Origin of the sequence: Bacillus sp. LBA3-1-1.1, assembly GCF_040676495.1 — a bacterium.
GTDB lineage: Bacteria > Bacillota > Bacilli > Bacillales > Bacillaceae_G > Bacillus_A > Bacillus_A nitratireducens.
This window is the reverse complement of record NZ_JBEGIB010000002.1, coordinates 42,942-59,680: the sequence shown is the minus strand read 5'-3', so window position 1 is coordinate 59,680 and position 16,739 is coordinate 42,942. Positions and strand designations below refer to the sequence as shown.

General features: G+C 36.2%; 20 protein-coding genes and 1 pseudogene. 13 read left to right on the top strand and 8 right to left on the bottom strand.

Translation table 11 applies throughout. The features are described from left to right. Nucleotides 1-20: 20 nt before the first annotated feature. On the bottom strand, nt 21-599 hold the full coding sequence (locus tag MRBLBA3_RS03540; protein WP_363379768.1) for a YhcN/YlaJ family sporulation lipoprotein: 579 nt from the start codon (nt 597-599) through the stop codon (nt 21-23). A gap of 118 nt (nt 600-717) precedes the next feature. On the opposite strand from MRBLBA3_RS03540, the gene MRBLBA3_RS03535 reads away from it, so the two are divergent. Next, a complete protein-coding gene (locus MRBLBA3_RS03535; protein WP_000435944.1) occupies nt 718-1,020 on the top strand; it encodes a YutD family protein in 303 nt (100 codons plus the stop codon). Nucleotides 1,021-1,153: 133 nt separating this feature from the next. Here the strand turns inward: MRBLBA3_RS03535 and MRBLBA3_RS03530 are convergent, their stop codons facing one another. From MRBLBA3_RS03530 to glpX, 3 genes are all read right to left on the bottom strand, one after another. After that, entirely contained in the window at nt 1,154-1,651 is a 498-nt protein-coding gene (locus MRBLBA3_RS03530; protein WP_363379765.1) for a cytoplasmic protein, read from the bottom strand. A gap of 373 nt (nt 1,652-2,024) precedes the next feature. Beyond that, nucleotides 2,025-2,291: a DUF3055 domain-containing protein gene (locus MRBLBA3_RS03525; RefSeq protein WP_000392612.1), complete on the bottom strand. Its 267-nt coding sequence runs from the start codon at nt 2,289-2,291 to the stop codon at nt 2,025-2,027. Nucleotides 2,292-2,307: 16 nt separating this feature from the next. Continuing rightward, the gene (glpX, locus tag MRBLBA3_RS03520) at nt 2,308-3,279 is read right to left on the bottom strand and encodes a class II fructose-bisphosphatase (protein WP_000439096.1); all 972 of its coding nucleotides are present in this window, start codon (nt 3,277-3,279) and stop codon (nt 2,308-2,310) included. Nucleotides 3,280-3,426: 147 nt separating this feature from the next. Between glpX and MRBLBA3_RS03515 the strand changes: the two genes are divergently transcribed. The 4 genes and pseudogenes from MRBLBA3_RS03515 to MRBLBA3_RS03500 all read left to right on the top strand — a co-directional run bounded on the left by MRBLBA3_RS03515 (nt 3,427) and on the right by MRBLBA3_RS03500 (nt 6,098). After that, nucleotides 3,427-3,867: a DUF86 domain-containing protein gene (locus tag MRBLBA3_RS03515; protein WP_097809378.1), complete on the top strand. Its 441-nt coding sequence runs from the start codon at nt 3,427-3,429 to the stop codon at nt 3,865-3,867. A gap of 79 nt (nt 3,868-3,946) precedes the next feature. After that, nucleotides 3,947-4,579, top strand: a complete 633-nt coding sequence (locus MRBLBA3_RS03510) for a helix-turn-helix transcriptional regulator (protein WP_212088398.1) — start codon at nt 3,947-3,949, stop codon at nt 4,577-4,579. Between the two features lie 107 nt (nt 4,580-4,686). Beyond that, complete coding sequence (locus MRBLBA3_RS03505; RefSeq protein WP_212088397.1) at nt 4,687-5,451, top strand: TIGR01457 family HAD-type hydrolase; 765 nt, start codon at nt 4,687-4,689, stop codon at nt 5,449-5,451. 116 nt (nt 5,452-5,567) lie between these two features. After that, a pseudogene (locus MRBLBA3_RS03500) lies at nt 5,568-6,098 on the top strand (iron ABC transporter substrate-binding protein). Nucleotides 6,099-6,130: 32 nt separating this feature from the next. Here MRBLBA3_RS03500 and MRBLBA3_RS03495 read toward each other — a convergent pair. Continuing rightward, entirely contained in the window at nt 6,131-6,712 is a 582-nt protein-coding gene (locus MRBLBA3_RS03495) for an NAD(P)H-dependent oxidoreductase (protein WP_363379762.1), read from the bottom strand. Between the two features lie 231 nt (nt 6,713-6,943). Between MRBLBA3_RS03495 and MRBLBA3_RS03490 the strand changes: the two genes are divergently transcribed. The 3 genes from MRBLBA3_RS03490 to MRBLBA3_RS03480 all read left to right on the top strand — a co-directional run bounded on the left by MRBLBA3_RS03490 (nt 6,944) and on the right by MRBLBA3_RS03480 (nt 11,284). Next, entirely contained in the window at nt 6,944-7,732 is a 789-nt protein-coding gene (locus MRBLBA3_RS03490) for an ABC transporter ATP-binding protein (protein ID WP_212088393.1), read from the top strand. After that, nucleotides 7,716-10,289: an FtsX-like permease family protein gene (locus MRBLBA3_RS03485; protein WP_363379761.1), complete on the top strand. Its 2,574-nt coding sequence runs from the start codon at nt 7,716-7,718 to the stop codon at nt 10,287-10,289. The genes MRBLBA3_RS03490 and MRBLBA3_RS03485 overlap by 17 nt, the downstream gene beginning before the upstream one ends. Before the next feature lie 515 nt (nt 10,290-10,804). Then, on the top strand, nt 10,805-11,284 hold the full coding sequence (locus MRBLBA3_RS03480) for a GNAT family N-acetyltransferase (protein ID WP_363379759.1): 480 nt from the start codon (nt 10,805-10,807) through the stop codon (nt 11,282-11,284). Between the two features lie 171 nt (nt 11,285-11,455). Here MRBLBA3_RS03480 and MRBLBA3_RS03475 read toward each other — a convergent pair whose 3' ends face one another. After that, the gene (locus MRBLBA3_RS03475; RefSeq protein WP_044740520.1) at nt 11,456-11,947 is read right to left on the bottom strand and encodes a phosphatidylglycerophosphatase A family protein; all 492 of its coding nucleotides are present in this window, start codon (nt 11,945-11,947) and stop codon (nt 11,456-11,458) included. 120 nt (nt 11,948-12,067) lie between these two features. On the opposite strand from MRBLBA3_RS03475, the gene yutH reads away from it, so the two are divergent. Further along, nucleotides 12,068-13,069, top strand: a complete 1,002-nt coding sequence (gene yutH / locus MRBLBA3_RS03470; protein WP_363379757.1) for a spore coat putative kinase YutH — start codon at nt 12,068-12,070, stop codon at nt 13,067-13,069. A gap of 59 nt (nt 13,070-13,128) precedes the next feature. On the opposite strand, the gene MRBLBA3_RS03465 is transcribed toward yutH, so the two are convergent. Both MRBLBA3_RS03465 and MRBLBA3_RS03460 read right to left on the bottom strand, forming a co-directional pair. Beyond that, complete coding sequence (locus MRBLBA3_RS03465) at nt 13,129-13,344, bottom strand: carbonic anhydrase (RefSeq protein WP_098499405.1); 216 nt, start codon at nt 13,342-13,344, stop codon at nt 13,129-13,131. 189 nt (nt 13,345-13,533) lie between these two features. Then, on the bottom strand, nt 13,534-13,770 hold the full coding sequence (locus MRBLBA3_RS03460; protein WP_000431159.1) for a NifU family protein: 237 nt from the start codon (nt 13,768-13,770) through the stop codon (nt 13,534-13,536). A gap of 206 nt (nt 13,771-13,976) precedes the next feature. Between MRBLBA3_RS03460 and MRBLBA3_RS03455 the strand changes: the two genes are divergently transcribed. The 4 genes from MRBLBA3_RS03455 (at nt 13,977) to MRBLBA3_RS03440 (ending at nt 16,737) form a co-directional block, all read left to right on the top strand. Beyond that, nucleotides 13,977-14,285: a YuzD family protein gene (locus MRBLBA3_RS03455; RefSeq protein WP_000248590.1), complete on the top strand. Its 309-nt coding sequence runs from the start codon at nt 13,977-13,979 to the stop codon at nt 14,283-14,285. 46 nt (nt 14,286-14,331) lie between these two features. Further along, nucleotides 14,332-15,132 carry a nucleotidyltransferase domain-containing protein gene (locus MRBLBA3_RS03450; RefSeq protein WP_363379888.1) on the top strand — a complete coding sequence of 267 codons (801 nt, stop codon included), beginning with the start codon at nt 14,332-14,334 and terminating at the stop codon, nt 15,130-15,132. 121 nt (nt 15,133-15,253) lie between these two features. Beyond that, a complete protein-coding gene (locus tag MRBLBA3_RS03445; protein ID WP_363379755.1) occupies nt 15,254-15,922 on the top strand; it encodes a hypothetical protein in 669 nt (222 codons plus the stop codon). An 11-nt stretch (nt 15,923-15,933) separates the two neighbouring features. Continuing rightward, complete coding sequence (locus MRBLBA3_RS03440; protein WP_212088383.1) at nt 15,934-16,737, top strand: leucine-rich repeat domain-containing protein; 804 nt, start codon at nt 15,934-15,936, stop codon at nt 16,735-16,737. Nucleotides 16,738-16,739 lie beyond the last annotated feature (2 nt).

Sequence of the window (16,739 nt, the reverse complement as noted above, 5' to 3'; positions counted from 1 at the left end):
TGGAGGTTTTTTCCACCTTTTTATTTTTTTATCATATCATTTAAAGTTTGATCCCCTGTATTGTTCAAATGAGGGTTTTTACTCATTTCACGTTTTAACATATCAAGACTTTGTTCATATTCTGTATCGTTTAAGCTACCGGATTGAAGGCCTTGAATTTGAGAAATCAACTTTTGGTTTGTTGATACATATGCTTTATAATAGCGAGGAATGATGGACAAAGCAGTTTTATATACTTGATCCGCTACTAGTTTCGGATCCGTTGTGTTGGCACGGTATACAACGAATACTTCGTCGTCAGTAACGAGCGTAGCAGCATTTGCAACGTCAGGAAGTTTAACTGTCATGCTTGTAATCATTTCAGCGACTTTCTCACGGTTAATTGCTCCTACTTGTTTGTTAGATACTTCATGTTTTTGTTTAGATGAATAGCCAACCCTTGTGAGCCGTGTATTTGTATTTTCCGTATGATACATGTCGTTTTTATTGGAAACAAGAACACGACTTCCTTCTTCACGCTCCATTTCGGCTTTATTAGTTGATTGGCAGCCTGCAAATAAGGAAAGAGTGAGGAGAGAGAGTATAATTTGCTTTTTCACGATGTATCACCTCCTTCTCCATAGCATGCACTAATTTGCAAATTTTTGTATTTGAAATTGTTGGTTGTTATGCTTTGTGATACGATAAAAAGAAGAATGCTTAGAGAGGAAGTTCATAATGGAGCAAAAGCAAGAGATTCATACTACGGTGAGCGTTAATAATGTTCAGTACGAAGTAATTAAAAACTTTCGTGACGGTTTTAGTGAAGAAGCATTTAAAGAGCGCTATGCAGAAATTTTAAATAAATATGATTATATCGTTGGAGACTGGGGTTATGAGCAACTTAGATTGCGCGGATTCTTTGATGATAGTAATCAACGTTCGACATATGATACGAAAATTAGTACTTTATCAGAGTATTTATACGAGTACTGTAACTTCGGTTGTGCACATTTTGTATTACGAAAAGTGAAGAAATAAAAAAATCCTCTTACGATTGTAAGAGGATTTTTTTATAGCAATTATACCAATTATGAGGAGGCTGTATACAGTACATCTAAGTCATTCAATAAATCAATCGTACCTTTTCTCACCGTTAACATGGGAGTCCTCCTTACAAACAAATTGAAATGTGATCACCTTCAGAAAGCGTTTTGTTTGGTTTCATTTGTTGTCCATTCAATTGGATATACCCATCTTTAATTTTCTCCACAATGAGTGCACGGCTCCAATCTGAAATATATGTGGATAACACTTTATCAATCCGGTGGGAACCGAAAACTATGTCTAATACGATCGTTATTCCGGCTATACCACTTTCTTTGTATTGTGTAATGGAAATGGTAGTACTTGTTTCCGTTTGTTCTTGCTGAGTCATATCGACAGTTTCGACGTGATCAGTAAATGATTTATAAATATGAAGTTTTTGATTCCACGTATGATTTTTCGGACATTTATAAATTGCAAATCGGTATATGTTCTTTCCGTTTGCGTTATGCCTGCGAATGTTCGTGTCGGTAAAAAGGGTAGTACGCCTGCAATTTTTACAATATTTTTCGATTGTTGCTAGTTCGTTTTCATATAAACTCCAAGAAAGTTGTACTTTCTGCATTTTCCTTCACCTCTTATATTAGTGGTAAAGGAACGTAATACAGCTATTTGGATATCTTGTAGTATGAAGACATAAGAAGTAGACAAAAATAAAAAGAGGTTCCCCCAAGAGGAACCTCCGTAAACATCATACTACAGATGCGTTACGTTCCTTTGTAATGGGAATGGGCAGACTACTCCCTTGAAAAAGCACGGTGCTTTTTTGAGAGTAATGCTATCCAATTGCTGGTCCATTACAAAGTATATGTTGGCATACGTAGATAACGTCCTTTCTATCCAAATAGATTTGTTCATAAGTATAACATATAAGATTGAAAATTCAAAATATAAACCATAAAAAAACACCAGCTAAAATAGCTGGTGCACAAGATAAATTATATAAGTTCAAATAAAAATGAGCGTAATTCTTCTGCAATTTCTTCAGACATAGAAAATGCATGCTCTAAGTAGCCTGGTTCGTTTAAATCGTCAGGACCGATGATAGCAAATTTGTTGCTCTGCATATCAAGGACTATCGTTTTACCGTAATGACGATCGGAGTATAGAAGCGCTAAATCATGACGCTCATTTTCCCCCATAAAGCTAACGAAACGAGTTTTTGTAGCGACTGTATCGTCGTACAGAAAGAAACGTTCTTCCATACACATGGCTCCTTTATTAAATATCTAAGTTTAAGTGTGGTTTATGATCTAAATGGTGATGCGTTTTAATGAAACGTACTGTTCTTGTTTTGTAACGCATAACGATAGAATATGTTTCAGCTAAATCTCCGCCAAGGAATTTCACGCCGTCTAATAACTCACCAGCAGAAACACCTGTTGCTGAGAAGATTGCATCATCACCAGATACTAAGTCATCTAACATAAGAAGTTGACGAGGATCTTCTAATCCCATTTCACGACAACGAGCTTCTTCTTCTTCGTTCATTGGAACTAAGCGAGCTTGCATTTCACCTTCAAGGCATTTTAATGCTGCTGCAGAAATAACGCCTTCTGGAGCTCCGCCAACACCTACGAATAAGTCGATACCTGTTCCAGGTAAAGCTGTTGCGATTGATGCACCAACATCGCCATCACCAAATAATTTCACGCGTGCACCTTTTGCACGAACACGGTCAATAATATCTTGATGACGTTCACGTTCTTGAACGATAACTGTTAGATCACGAATCTTTTTATTGTTAGCTTCTGCTACAATTTCAATTGTTTTTTCAATTGGATCATCTAAGCTAATTTTACCAGCTGCTTTTGGACCAACCGCGATTTTTTCCATGTACATATCAGGAGCATGAAGAAGGTTTCCTTTATCCGCGATTGCAATAACTGCCATTGCATTTGCAAGACCTTTTGCAACGATGTTTGTGCCTTCTAATGGGTCAACGGCGATATCTACTTCTGGACCGTTACCTGTTCCTAGTTCTTCACCAATATATAACATCGGTGCTTCATCAAGTTCTCCTTCACCAATTACAACTGTACCTGCCATGTTTACTGAATCGAACATATCACGCATAGCTGTAGTTGCTGCATCATCTGCTTCATTTTTCTTTCCGCGGCCCATCCACTGTGCGGATGCTAAGGCTGCTGCTTCTGTTACACGGACAATTTCTAGTGCGAGTTCACGTTCCAAGATTGCATTCCTCCAATTTCAAAAATCATACAAATATAACTATAACAAATAACGGAGAAAAGGTGAATTCGAAAAATTGTCGATTTTTTCAGAAGAAAGCGTTACAATTAAAATGTAAATGCTTTAATTTCCAGGTAGGTGACATTCATGTATTTTGTAGACAGAAAGAAAATAGAACAAATGCTAGTATGTTTAGAACGAGCAACAAATACATTTCAAGAGAAAAAGATATATGAAACCGAGTTTGAGTTTTACGCATTAGAGCGCATAGCTCATCTAATTATTGATTGTGTATTAGATGTAGGAAATGCGATGATTGATGGATTTATTATGCGCGATCCAGGAAGTTACGAAGATATTATCGATATTTTAATTGACGAGAGAGTCATAAGTGCAGAAGAAGGAAAAGGAATGAAGGAAGTTATCCTTCTTCGAAAAATGCTTACGCAAGATTACATTCAAATGAATCATGATGAGTTATATAAGACGATTCAAAAACATATCGCAGTGGTAGAGAAATACCCAGCGAATATTCGCAGTTATTTAGAAAAGGAATTAGGACCTGTATCTGCATTTGTACCAGAATAATTATGCTTATAAGATCCCCGGGAATACTTTTTGGGGATCTTATATTGTATATGAGAGAGAAAAGGGAGAAGGGTGAGCTATGGGGGAAGCACGTACTACGAAAGAAGAAATTATACAATTATTGAAGGTGAAGGGCGAGCATACTGTAGCAGAATTAGCCGAAGCTTTAGAGATTACAGAGATGGCGATTCGTCGACATTTAAGTAAACTAGAAAATGATGAGCTAATTTATTCAAAGATGGTAAGGCAGCATGTTGGACGCCCAACATATTTGTATGGACTAAGTCAAAAGGGAGAAGATACATTCCCGAAAGAATATAAGCAGTTTGCTATTGAAATATTAGATGATTTAGCTCGAATGGGCGATGAAAAAATACTTCGTTATGTTTTACAAGCGAGAACGAAACGAATGGAAGAACAGTTAAAAAAGAAGATAAGTAACCAAAGTAATTTAGCGTATAAAGTACAAGAAATAGCTGCTATGCAAGAAAAAAATGGTTATATGGTTCAAATAAAGAGAGATGGGGAACGCTCTTTCATACTTGAAAAGCAAAACTGTCCGTTAAAGGAAATAGCGGAGAAATTCCCGCAAGTGTGTGAAGATGAAAAAGATATGTACAAGCGTTTATTTGCAGGTGCAAATGTGAAAGCGTTAACGAACATGTGTGAAGGCGATTGTAATTGTTCGTACCAAATAAAAGAGAAAAAATGAACGTTATGGGACGCTTTAAGGTAAAGCGTTTTTTTCTTTTGAAAAAGGGGTTAATATAAGAGTGGTATGATAGGTGAGAACGTTAGCATAGAAGGAGAGACAAACAGATGTATAAAGGCTATTTAATTGACTTAGACGGTACGATGTATCGCGGTGAAGAGCAAATTGAAGAAGCAAGCGACTTCGTAAAAGCGTTAGGAGAGCGCGGTATTCCATATTTATTCGTTACAAATAATTCAACTCGTAAACCAGAACAAGTTGCAGAAAAGCTTGTTCGTTTCGATATTCCAGCGAAAGCGGAGCAAGTATTCACAACGAGTATGGCTACAGCGAACTTTATTTATGAGCGTAAACAAGATGCAACTGTATATATGATTGGTGAAGAGGGCTTACATGCTGCTCTTGTGGAAAAAGGGTTTGAACTTGTGGATGAAAATCCTGATTTCGTTGTTGTTGGTTTAGATCGTGATATCACATATGAAAAATTAGCAAAAGCTTGCCTTGCTGTGCGTAACGGCGCAACATTTATTTCTACAAATGGGGATATTGCTATTCCAACTGAGCGCGGATTATTACCAGGTAACGGTTCATTAACATCAGTTGTTGCAGTATCAACAGGTGTGGACCCAATCTTTATTGGTAAACCAGAATCAATCATTATGGAACAAGCGTTAAAAGTGCTTGGCATAGGAAAAGATGAGGCATTAATGGTTGGGGATAACTACGATACAGACATTTTAGCTGGAGTAAATGCGGGCATGCATACCCTTCTTGTCCACACTGGAGTCACAACTGTGGAGAAGTTAACAGAATATGAAGTACAACCGACGCAAGTTGTGCATAACTTGACGGAGTGGATTGAGAAGATGTAATGAAATGCAGGTAACCGGAAGAGGTTACCTGTTTTTTTTATGCACAATTGCATATGTATTACAGTTATATGAAATGTAAAATTTGTATGCAATGATATAGAAGGGAGGGAATAAGAGTGTATTGGATGTCGTGCATTATGTTTGTTTTGGCATTATGTGTTTTGTTCTTTGTTCTATGGAAGGTATATAAAATAAATGAAATGAAAAAAAGTGCGGGAAAACTTATTGCAATGTATCCTCGAGTGAAGAGACGGTGGATTGCGTTACTTGGGCCAGCATATTTCATTGGACAATGTATGTATATATATGCTCAGTACGTAAGTGGCGATATTGATACAGCTGAACAGTTTCTTATTCAGTCGGGTAGTTATGTTGTAGCAAGTTGTTTTATGACTTTAATAGCTATCCATCTTATTAAAAGTGTACAAATATATGAAAAAGGTGTAGTAGACGGATTAAACTTTTATTCATACGAAGAATTAAAAGGCTATAAAACATCAACATGGGAAAATCCAAAAGAAAATATATTTTTATATCGCGGGCGAGAAAAAATGAATGACAATGTGAATTTATTTATTAGATAGGAAGATGTGAGTGAATTAGAAAGTATACTTCAAAGATATATCCCGAAATTGATAATGAAATAAAAACTCCGGTTGTTATAACCGGAGTTTTTTTATTAAAATACGCGATTCACTACTTCTTTAACTTCTTCAAGATATTGTTTACGCACAGCATTATCCACAGAAGGAACACTTGTATAGAATGTATGCTCAAGTGTTTCAATGCCCGTAAATTCAAAAATACCAGCATCAGTTGTTTTTTTCATTGCATCAAACATCCCGCCTGCTGTGTATGCTTCTTTCGAATTTCCCATTGTAGATAATAATAAGCCTTTTTTACCGCTTAATAACTTTTCAATACCATTTTCACCGTAAGCATAAGCGAAGCTGTGGCTAAATACACGGTCAACGTATCCTTTTAAAATAGCAGGAAGACCCGCCCACCAAACTGGGTAAATGAATGTAATGCTATCAGCCCAAGAGATATGCTCTTGTTCTTCTTTAATATCTTCTGGTGTGTTTCCTTGAGAAAATGAGATGAAATCGGAAGCGCCTAATACTGGATTGAAGTTTAATTCGTATAGATCGCGAACGCGTACTTCATGACCTTTTTCTTCTAATTCACTTTTTACCGTTTCTAAAATCGCATGGTTGAAGCTTTCGGTATTTGGGTGTGCATAAACGATTACATGTTTCATTGTTTTTCCTCCTATTTGTGGATATGTGAATAGTTTTTATGAATTCGTGTAACTAGTATGGTTACTTTTATTGTGAGAGTCAACTTTTCTGACGTGAGAAATAAAGTGGAAATGTAATCAGCTAATACGGGATACATGTTAGTATGTGACAAAAAAATACAAAATAGTAGGGAATTTGCATTTTAAATAGAATATATAGATTGGTAAATAGAAAGAGAAGGGGATATAGGGATGAATATTATTGAGATTGAAAGGTTAGAAAAATCGTTTGATATTGGGGATAGTAAAGTAAAAATCTTAAAAGGTATTAATCTTCAAATTCAAAAAGGAGATTTCGTTTGTATTATGGGGGCAAGTGGATCGGGTAAAACGACCTTACTTCAGTTGTTAGGTGGATTAGATATTCCAACAGTAGGCAGTATACGAGTAGCTGGTACAGAGATTTCAACATTAAAAGAAAAAGAGCTCGCTTTGTTTAGAAGGCATAAAATCGGTTTTATTTTTCAGCAGTTTAATTTGATTCCAGTGTTTAGTGCGGAGGAAAATGTAGGATTGCCTTTACTGTTAGATAATGTCTCGCAAAAGAAGGCGACGGTGACAGCAAATCGCTTATTAGATCTTGTTGGATTGAAGGGAAAAGAAAAGCATTTACCAGCACAGTTATCAGGTGGACAACAGCAAAGGGTTGCGATAGCAAGAGCTTTTGCAAATGAGCCAGCTATTATATTAGCGGATGAACCAACAGGGGCATTAGATTCAGAAAATAGCAAAAATATAATAGCGGTCCTTCGCAATGCCTGTGATGAGTTAGGACAAACAGCTGTCATTGTAACGCATGATCCATTCGTAGCGGCCCATGCGGATAAAGTTGTTTTCTTATTAGATGGTGAAGTGATTTATGAACATGCTGAAAGTAAGGGATGGAAATTTCGAAATATCCCGCAGCAAGTTACTCGCATTCAAGAAATTATGAATCATCACTTTAAAGTAGGAGGTAAAGGTGATGCGCTGGGTAATTAAGTATGCGGTGAAATCAATGAAACAAAATTGGCTAAGAAATATGTTGATTGCCCTTGGAGCAGCGTTAGGTGTTATGTTAGCGACTATGTTATTACTAGGTAATCAATCAGTCGAGCAAAGTGTGAAGGAACAAGTAGTAAGTCGTTATGGAGATTATAATTTACAATTTGGATATATAAAAAATGATATGTATTTAAATAATGAAAGTTTAAAAGGGATAGTTGGCTTAGAAAACGCTGAAAAAATATCAAAAGTACTTATACCGTATCCTTTACCAAATTATAAAGAGCTATCAGGAAAGCCGTCTTATTGGGGTGTTGAGCAAGATTCTCCAGAAATGCGTTCTTATAAGATTGCAGAAGGTCGATATCCGAAAGAAGGTGCTGAAGTAGCACTGACAAAAGGTTATACAGACCGTGAAAGTATACGTGTAGGAGATATGATCAAGCTGCCGTTTCCGCCGCATGGAGAAAAGACTGTTAAAGTTGTTGGGATTTTGAATCCACCGTTAATGGCGGCAATGGGGCATGGTTCTTATTTTCCAATTAGTTGGCTTCAAAAAGAACTAAATCTACAAAATCAATTCAACCTCGTTCAAGTGAAAGCACAGGATGTAAATGTGAAAAGGGCAATTGCTCTTGATGTAAATAAGAAGATAGAAAATATAAAGGTGGACCAACGTACTTATGTCGATAAGGCATTTGAACGACTAAATGTAATGAAACCGTTAATTTTTAGTTTAGGTGGTATTGCCTTATTTGTTGTAGCCCTTTTAATAATGGGAAGTTTCTTCTTATCTGTCAGAAGTCGATTTAAGCAATGGGCACTATTACGTGCACTTGGTAGTAACCCAAATCAAATTATATTAGTCGTTTTATTAGAGGCTTTATGCATCGGAGCGATTGGATCGCTAGCAGGGATTATTCTTGGGGCGGGTACGCAAACAATCGCGGCATCATTCATTAATAAATGGGTGAATATTGAGAGTGCAGGGAAAGAATCATTCTCGATTTCAGGTGAGATTTTACTCATTACATTTTTACTAGGGATTGTTATGTCTGTCATAGGGGCTATTATACCAGCTTTCATGGTTAGGAAGGTTCCACCAGTTCAAGCACTTCGGCCAGGTCTTCCTAGTAATGAGAAAAAAGAAAAAAGATGGAGTGCTTTTAGCCTTAGCATTTTAATTATTGGTACTGTTATTGGACTAGCGGGTAACGTATTAGAACAGTATGTCGGTTTTAATCCAAGTGCGATTGGAGCACTGTTATTTGCAGTTGGTTTGTTATTTGCGATTCCGCTATTTATTCGTATAATAGCGCCAGTTATTGCGAAACCTTTGCAAATGATATTTCGAATTGAAACGACGATTAGTAGTCGAAATGTAATTCGTTATCGTAATAAGGCAGCTGTGTCAGTTGCTATATTAGCATTTGGTTTTATGTTAGCACTTGTTGGAACGATGTATGTAAATTCTATGTATGAAGGTACGAAGAAAGGATTACAAAAGCATTTACCAGCTGATTTAGTAGTGCGTGTACCGATGGATTCGCAAGGAATTGAGGTTTTACCGTTTAGTTGGATGGAGAAGATTAAAAAAGTTGACGGTGTAGATGCAAGTGTAGGGAATGCTACTGATTTCACAGCAAAACTTATAAATTATGACTTTAAAAAGGCAAATCAAGAATGGTATGAACATGCGAGAAAAAATAATTTTAATTATGATTCAATAGAGGTTGTGGGTAATGATATTGTAGCGTATCAGAAAGTAACGAAGGCGAAAGTGATTTCAGGACAAAATTTAAATAAGCCATTACAAGATGGTGAGGGAGTCGTTACGAAAGAAACGGCTAAAAATTTAGGGATTCAGTTGCGTGATACGATTGAAGTACAAGGGAAAGGGAAAGAAAAACAAACGATTAAAGTCGTTTCGATAATTGAGCAAGGATTAAGGTTAAGAGGATCAGATATTTTTGTGAGTGAACAATGGGCACGAGATAAGTTTCATGTACAAGGATATGAAGCGATTCAAATTATGACAAATTCTAATCAATCATTTGAAGTAATTAAGAAACAAGTAAAACAAATTACAAATAATAAAGAGAACGTAGAGGTTATTAATAGTTATGATTTATTGAAAGAACAGGAGCAGTTATTATCGCAAATGATGATGTTAATTCGCTTGTTAGTTGTAATTGTTTTCATTATTTCTGGTATAGGATTAATGAATGCGATTGTTGCTAGTTTACATGAAAGACGTGCTGAAATTAGTATGATTCGTGCAGTAGGAGCTATTCCGAAGCAAATGAGACGGATTGTTTTATTAGAAGGGACTTTACTTGGAGCGATAGCTGGCTGTATTGGCATTTTTGGCGGGATTTTGTTTAGTTATATTGTGTTATCGAGCTTAGAGTTAACGGTTATTATCATCCCGTATAATCAGGTTGTCATATTGGCTCTAGCTAGTGTGATGCTTGGGGCAGGGGCAGCAATGATTGCTTCATTACAATTAAGAAGGTTCAAATTAAGTGATACTTTAAAAGAGTTATCAGCATAAAAGATTACTATATTCCGCTCATACAAAGAACAAAGAAGACGAATAAAATGATAACAATACCAATGCCAAAGTTAAATACAAGAGTACTATCCATATATGTAACCTCCTTGTTTGAAAGTAAAAAGCACTCTGGCTGGAGTGCTTTTTATTATCCGAATCTGTCGCAACGAACACCGCAACGTATAGAAGGGGAATAATACGTTTAAAGAGTTATATTAATTTATGTATTTATTTTATAAATGAGCAGGTCCTGCTCATTTATAGAAAAAAAAGACACTCTTTTGAGTGTCTTTGATGATGACAAAATGTGCCAATTGTTTGAATTTGATAAGACGTTAATTTTCCGGTTAACGGTCTTTCTTAATCAAGAAGTGTAACAACAGCGATTCAAATAAAGTTTAGCATTTTTTAAATGGTTGTGCGTATGCAATTATGCATATTGTAATTAGAGGGAAATTGAGTGTTAAAAATGAATGAGTAAATATATATAGAATATTTGATGAGGAGCGAGAGGAATGGAAATACATAAGTTAACTGAAGAAGAAGCGAATGAGATAAATATGTGGACGTATGAGGAACCGTACAATTTATATAGTTTTTCAGGAGAGGCTGAAGTAATAGAAGAGCTATTAGATGGGACATATTACGGTTGTTGTGATGAGAAGGGAGAATTCATCGGCTATTTTTGTTTTGGAGAAAATGCGCAAGTTCCGGGCGGAAGAGATGCTAATTTATATAGGGGCGAAGATGTAATAGATATCGGACTTGGAATGAAGCCGGATTTAACAGGGAAAGGGATGGGGGAAATATTTTTTCAAGCGGGAATTGCATTTGCTGCTGAGGAATTGAATTCAAAAATGTTTCGACTAAGTGTAGCGACATTTAATAAAAGAGCAATTAGGTTATATAAAAACATTGGATTTCAAGTAGGACCTGTTTTTTTGAGCCATGGAAGAGAGTTTATGCTTATGGAATACGAAAGGCCGTCAGTATGAAACTGACGGCCTAGACACCTTATCCCGCTATTTGCGGGCAGTAAGACCCCCACCTCAAAATTCGGCGGATGCGAGTCAGTTAGGCGGGAGATAACGGCCCATAAAAGCCCGATTGGTTCAACTAATAATCAGTGGGGAATGGACAAAATCCCCACTGATTAAAGTTTCACTTTATTCCGAATGCTCAGCACGGTGCGCTAAACGACTTGAAGCAGCGGCAGCAATTCCGCCAACGATATCATCAAGGAAGGTATGAACCTTTCCAGATGATTTATCATTTAAGTATTCTAAAATACCCGGTTTTAATTTATCGATATATCCAAAGTTCGTGAAACCGATAGAACCGTACACGTTAACGATAGAAAGTGCGATAACTTCATCGATTCCATATAGTCCTTCATCGCGTTTTACGATATCTTGTAACGGTTGACTTAACATTCCCTTTTCAGCAAGGACATCAAGTTCAATGCCTGTAATAAGTGCGTTTTGTACTTCGCGTTTCGATAGTACACGCTCAACGTTATAGCGACATTCTGACATTTCTAAATTTGCATGGTATTTCTTTTGAAGAAAATGAACAAGTTCAGCAATATCGTCAATTGTTACACCGCGTTCTTGTAATAGTTGTAATGCTCTTTCTTGTAGTTGATTTGATTCTTTCATGTTTATCACCTTTTTTTCTTTTTAGTATTTGTATACGTTTCGTTGCTTTATCATGTGCATAGGAATGAAAGGCGAGCACAAGCTCATATATATAAAGAAAAACCATAGGTGGCGACTGCGATGATTCAGCATATTTATGAGCATTATCACATGCATGTTAAAGAATTAATCCCCCTTGGCCCCTATAAAAGCTTTTGGATTCGCAACAAAATTTATGTACTTGTTCCAATTGGAGAAATGGAGGAAGAAGTACTTGTAGAGATGAAAAAGCTCAGTGATTATATGAACCAGCAAGGGGATATAACTGTAGCGACTTTCGTTCCGACTATACACGGCTACTATGTAAGTGAGATAGAAGAACAAAATTACTGCTTATTAAAAGGTATGCGTGCGTTAGAACGACATGCTACATCATTAGGAAGTGAGCTTTCTATATTCCATAAACGAGGTGCATTCTTTCCAGAAGAAATCGAGCAATTAAGCCGCATCGGTGAATGGAAAGCATTATGGGAAAAAAGGCTCGATCAATTAGAAAAGTTTTGGCAATCACAAGTGATGAACCACCCTACAGACATATTCGATCAATTGTTTATTGAATCCTTCCCGTATTACTTAGGAGTTGCAGAAAATGCAATTCAGTATGTTGTCGATACAGAGATGGATGATACGCCGCAAATGACTGATGCAGCAACAATTTGCCAAGAACGATTCACACCTTTATTATGGCATCAAACGAAGCGCCTCAAACTTCCTTTCAATTGGGTGTATGATCACCCAACTCGAGATATGGCAGAATTAATTCGCTATATGATGATAGAAAAAAAGAAAGATTGGGAGCAAACAATCGTCCAATTTGTTACAGATTATGAACGGAATTATTCGCTATCCTCATTTGGTTGGCGCCTATTATTTGCAAGGCTCCTGTTCCCACTCCAATACTTTGAAACGGTTGAACGATATTATCAAACAGGAAACGAAGAACAAAAAGGCATATATAGAGATCGCTTAGAAGCCATTTTACACGATGTGAACCGCTCCGAGCAATTTATGAAGCATTTTTACGGGTCACTTCGTTTACCAATTGATAAGTTAGGTATTAGGAAATTAGATTGGCTGTCTTAAAAGTATAAAAAAGAGACCGATTGAGGTCTCTTTTTTATATCACAATTGTATGTAATACATTATGCCCCTACCTGTTGATCTGCACATATATGTAAAATGAGTTGATGTTTTTCGATTTTCTCATTTACTTTACTCAATAATTCTTGCTGAATTTCTTTAAATAAAAATTGATAGCTTGTATTCCATGTTGGTATAACGGATGAAAGACTTAGTAAATACTCTTTTTTCTTTTCTAGTTCTTGAATTGTTCCAAAAGTGTTCCCCATTTTTGGCATGTGTCGTCCCCCTATGTTTTTTACTTTATATGTGTGAACAATTCTATAGTATTAATTATCTCATTTTTTGAGAAGGATTTCCAATTTTGTTTTATGATGTTAAAGGAGAAGTGTTATTTGAATAAAAAAAGAGACCCAAATGGGTCTCTTTTTAGAAAACGATTCTGAACGAGCCGCTTCCGCTTTTAATTAAAATACTTGCTCTACTTCAATAACGCCTGGTACTTCTTCAAGTAATGCGCGTTCGATACCAGCTTTTAGTGTGATTGTAGAACTTGGGCAGCTTCCGCATGCACCCATAAGGCGTAATTTTACGATACCTTCTTCAATGTCTACTAATTCAACGTCTCCGCCATCGCGAAGTAAGAATGGACGTAATTTATCTAATACTTCTAATACTTGTTCTTGCATATGTGGGTTTTCCATTTTTATCGACTCCTTTCATCAGTTTTATTATAATCAAGATAGAGGGGAAAATCTATTTTTTCTCTTCTTGTTTTATTGTCGAAATATTGTATCATGTGTACAACGTGTTTTTTCAGTATAGGGGTATGGAATAAGTTTGTAAAATGATGTGCTTATGTAATAAGATATCTGAATATACTGTTTGAACAAGAATTGGGGGAGAAGAAATGGTTAATGTGCAAGTGTATGGGACGAAAGTAATTTGTGCGAGCTGCGTTGGAATGCCATCTTCAACAGAAACGTTTGAGTGGTTACAAGCGGCAATTGGTCGTAAATATGAGGGACAAGAAAATAAATTTAATTTCGAGTATATTGATTTTCAAGAAGAACAAGAGGATGAAGATAAAAAAGCATTCGCAGAGCGAGTAGTGGAGGAAGATCTATTTTATCCGGTCGTTCTTGTAAATGGTGAAATCGTTGGAGAAGGAAATCCACGTTTGAAGGATGTTTATGAAGAAATCGAGAAATATTTATAAAGCATGAAGCCTTTGCGAATTTGCAAAGGCTTTTTTATATGGAGGGATAGATGTGGAGAATGGAATAAAACATGCTTTACCAGAAGAAGTAAAACAGTTAATGGAGCAGTACACAGTAGAATTAAAAGAAATTTTTTTGGACGAAAAAATAGTCGGGGTATACATTTACGGATCGATTGCGCTAGGAGCATTTCATATAGAAACGAGCGATGTTGATTTTGTTACGGTAATAAGTGATTCCGTGAATGAAGCTGAAAAAAAGCAAATTATAGAACGGCATAAAAAAATTAGTAAAAGTACGTTAGGTAAAAGAATGGATGGTATGTATATTCCGCTTGCTGACTTAGGGAAATATAATGATGAAATGAATGAGTACGTGTATTGTGCAGATGGTAAGGCGAATATTGGTCATTGGGACATTAATGCGGTCACATGGTGGACATTGAAAAATCAAGGCATTACAGTTATCGGGAAAGAAGCGGAAGATCTTTCGTTTCAAATAAGGTGGGATGATGTAGTCGATACGATGAAATACAACGTAGAACAGTACTGGAGTGAAAAAGCGAAGCAGCCATATTTATTTTTCATAGAAGAATGGGTAGAATCAGCTGTCGTTACGATGGGGCGTATTTTATATACACTGGATTATAAAACGATCGTTTCAAAAGATAGAGGATTACAATACTTATTAGAACGTTCAGCGAAAGAATGGGAGCCTTTATTAAAAGAAGTAGAGCGAATGCGGCATAATCCAGAAGAAAAGCGAAAGCTCTCTCGTTGGAGACGGGCTGATATGACGAAGCGGTATTTACTGTGCTTGATTGAGGAGTGCAGGGGGAAGTGGTAGGTGAATAGTAAAGCATCCTTTAGATAAAGGGTGCTTTACTATTTTTATATAACGAAAAACGCTTTACAAAGAATGAGAAGTCGAAAGATAATATTAAAAAACATATATGCGGGGGAAGAGAATGAGTAAATATAACTTTCATATAAGTAAAGAACAATTATGGAAAGGTTGCATCTTAAAGTCGATTGCAGATGCAATTTTTGTAGCACATGCTCCTGATTTCTCACATGAAAGTTCATGGGATGGATTTAACTATAGTATGCAAGATAGTCAAGGCGGAAGAGGGACAATTACTTTTCATTCGAAGTACACGATCGTATGTCTTCAAGATGTGAATAGTGAGAGAATTGATGAGTGGATTGATGCAGCAAATTATTTTGAAGGGGCACCTTCGGAAGTGATAGGAATTGCGAAAGAGGAAGCACTCCAATACGTATTAGAAGAAGTCGAGGGCGAAACAGTTCCTTTCATTACGACAGCATTTTGGATTGAGGATAGCGGTGCATATTCAATTGATTCATTTGAAGAGATGGAAGAGCACGGTGGATTCTTATTAGAAATCCCATTACTTGATACGGAATCTGCAATAGAAAGATTGGAAGAAGAGTATGAACTGACAGAGGAGCAAATGGAAATTTTACAATTCGTGTATGAGAGAAAAATCAAAAATCCAAACGAGAAAATTATGTTGTCTAAAGAAGAGGTAGCGATGATTGGAACGAATGATGGCGAAGGGTTGGAAGTGAGTAAGGAGTCGTTTGAAGAAATGAATATTACTTGGGAGTTGTAGGAGAGGATAAAATGTTTCCAATTGGTGAGCAGCCGAGGATTATAAAGGACTTGGAAAATGTTACTGCTAGTTTAGATGAATTAGCGATTGAGGGGAAAACAAAAAATATAGAACGATTAGCATCTTTACAAGTTAAGAAGTTATGGATTTTCGCAGTAAATCAAAAGCAATTTGAGCATATTCTTACGTACGCTCGTCCAAATATATTGTACGTTTACGAAATGAGGGTCGAGGATTTAAGTAGCCTTCAAAAATTATCTGATTTACAACAGTTGTATATGTGCTGGAATACAAAAGTGAAGACGTTATGGGATATTGCGTATAATAAAAAACTCAAATCCTTACTAATTGATGATTTTTCTAAGCTAGAAGATTTAACTGCTTTAAGTAAGTGTCCGCAACTCAATACCTTTTACATGGGTGGTGGGATAAATACAACGATGAAAGTACAAACTTTACAACCACTCGCTGCACTACAACATTTGAAAAAGCTTACCCTTATGAACTTAAAGGTTAAAGATGATTCGTTAGAACCTTTAATACAATTAAAAAATTTGCGAGAGTTAAGTTTATCTAATCAATTTAAAGTGGAAGAGTATGCAAAATTATCTGTAGCATTGCCATATACGGAATGTAAGTTTTTTAAACCTTACGTATATATGAATGATGCAATAGAAGGGAAAAATATAATGGTGATCGGGAGAAGAAGACCATTCCTTAATTCGAAAACGGATACGATAAAGATGCAAAAGTATGAAGAACAATTTAAAAAGTTACAAGAGGAATATAAAGCACTAGTAGAAAGCACAATGTGAAG

Coding starts and splice junctions, on each gene's coding strand:
- MRBLBA3_RS03525 (WP_000392612.1), bottom strand. CDS start 2,291: ATGGAAGAACGTTTCTTTCTGTACGACGATACAGTCGCTACAAAAACT.
- MRBLBA3_RS03485 (WP_363379761.1), top strand. CDS start 7,716: ATGCGCTGGGTAATTAAGTATGCGGTGAAATCAATGAAACAAAATTGG.
- MRBLBA3_RS03530 (WP_363379765.1), bottom strand. CDS start 1,651: ATGCAGAAAGTACAACTTTCTTGGAGTTTATATGAAAACGAACTAGCA.
- MRBLBA3_RS03510 (WP_212088398.1), top strand. CDS start 3,947: ATGGGGGAAGCACGTACTACGAAAGAAGAAATTATACAATTATTGAAG.
- MRBLBA3_RS03475 (WP_044740520.1), bottom strand. CDS start 11,947: ATGAAAGAATCAAATCAACTACAAGAAAGAGCATTACAACTATTACAA.
- MRBLBA3_RS03455 (WP_000248590.1), top strand. CDS start 13,977: ATGGTTAATGTGCAAGTGTATGGGACGAAAGTAATTTGTGCGAGCTGC.
- MRBLBA3_RS03490 (WP_212088393.1), top strand. CDS start 6,944: ATGAATATTATTGAGATTGAAAGGTTAGAAAAATCGTTTGATATTGGG.
- MRBLBA3_RS03460 (WP_000431159.1), bottom strand. CDS start 13,770: ATGGAAAACCCACATATGCAAGAACAAGTATTAGAAGTATTAGATAAA.
- MRBLBA3_RS03535 (WP_000435944.1), top strand. CDS start 718: ATGGAGCAAAAGCAAGAGATTCATACTACGGTGAGCGTTAATAATGTT.
- yutH (WP_363379757.1), top strand. CDS start 12,068: ATGATTCAGCATATTTATGAGCATTATCACATGCATGTTAAAGAATTA.
- MRBLBA3_RS03465 (WP_098499405.1), bottom strand. CDS start 13,344: ATGCCAAAAATGGGGAACACTTTTGGAACAATTCAAGAACTAGAAAAG.
- MRBLBA3_RS03505 (WP_212088397.1), top strand. CDS start 4,687: ATGTATAAAGGCTATTTAATTGACTTAGACGGTACGATGTATCGCGGT.
- MRBLBA3_RS03495 (WP_363379762.1), bottom strand. CDS start 6,712: ATGAAACATGTAATCGTTTATGCACACCCAAATACCGAAAGCTTCAAC.
- MRBLBA3_RS03445 (WP_363379755.1), top strand. CDS start 15,254: ATGAGTAAATATAACTTTCATATAAGTAAAGAACAATTATGGAAAGGT.
- MRBLBA3_RS03515 (WP_097809378.1), top strand. CDS start 3,427: ATGTATTTTGTAGACAGAAAGAAAATAGAACAAATGCTAGTATGTTTA.
- MRBLBA3_RS03480 (WP_363379759.1), top strand. CDS start 10,805: ATGGAAATACATAAGTTAACTGAAGAAGAAGCGAATGAGATAAATATG.
- MRBLBA3_RS03440 (WP_212088383.1), top strand. CDS start 15,934: ATGTTTCCAATTGGTGAGCAGCCGAGGATTATAAAGGACTTGGAAAAT.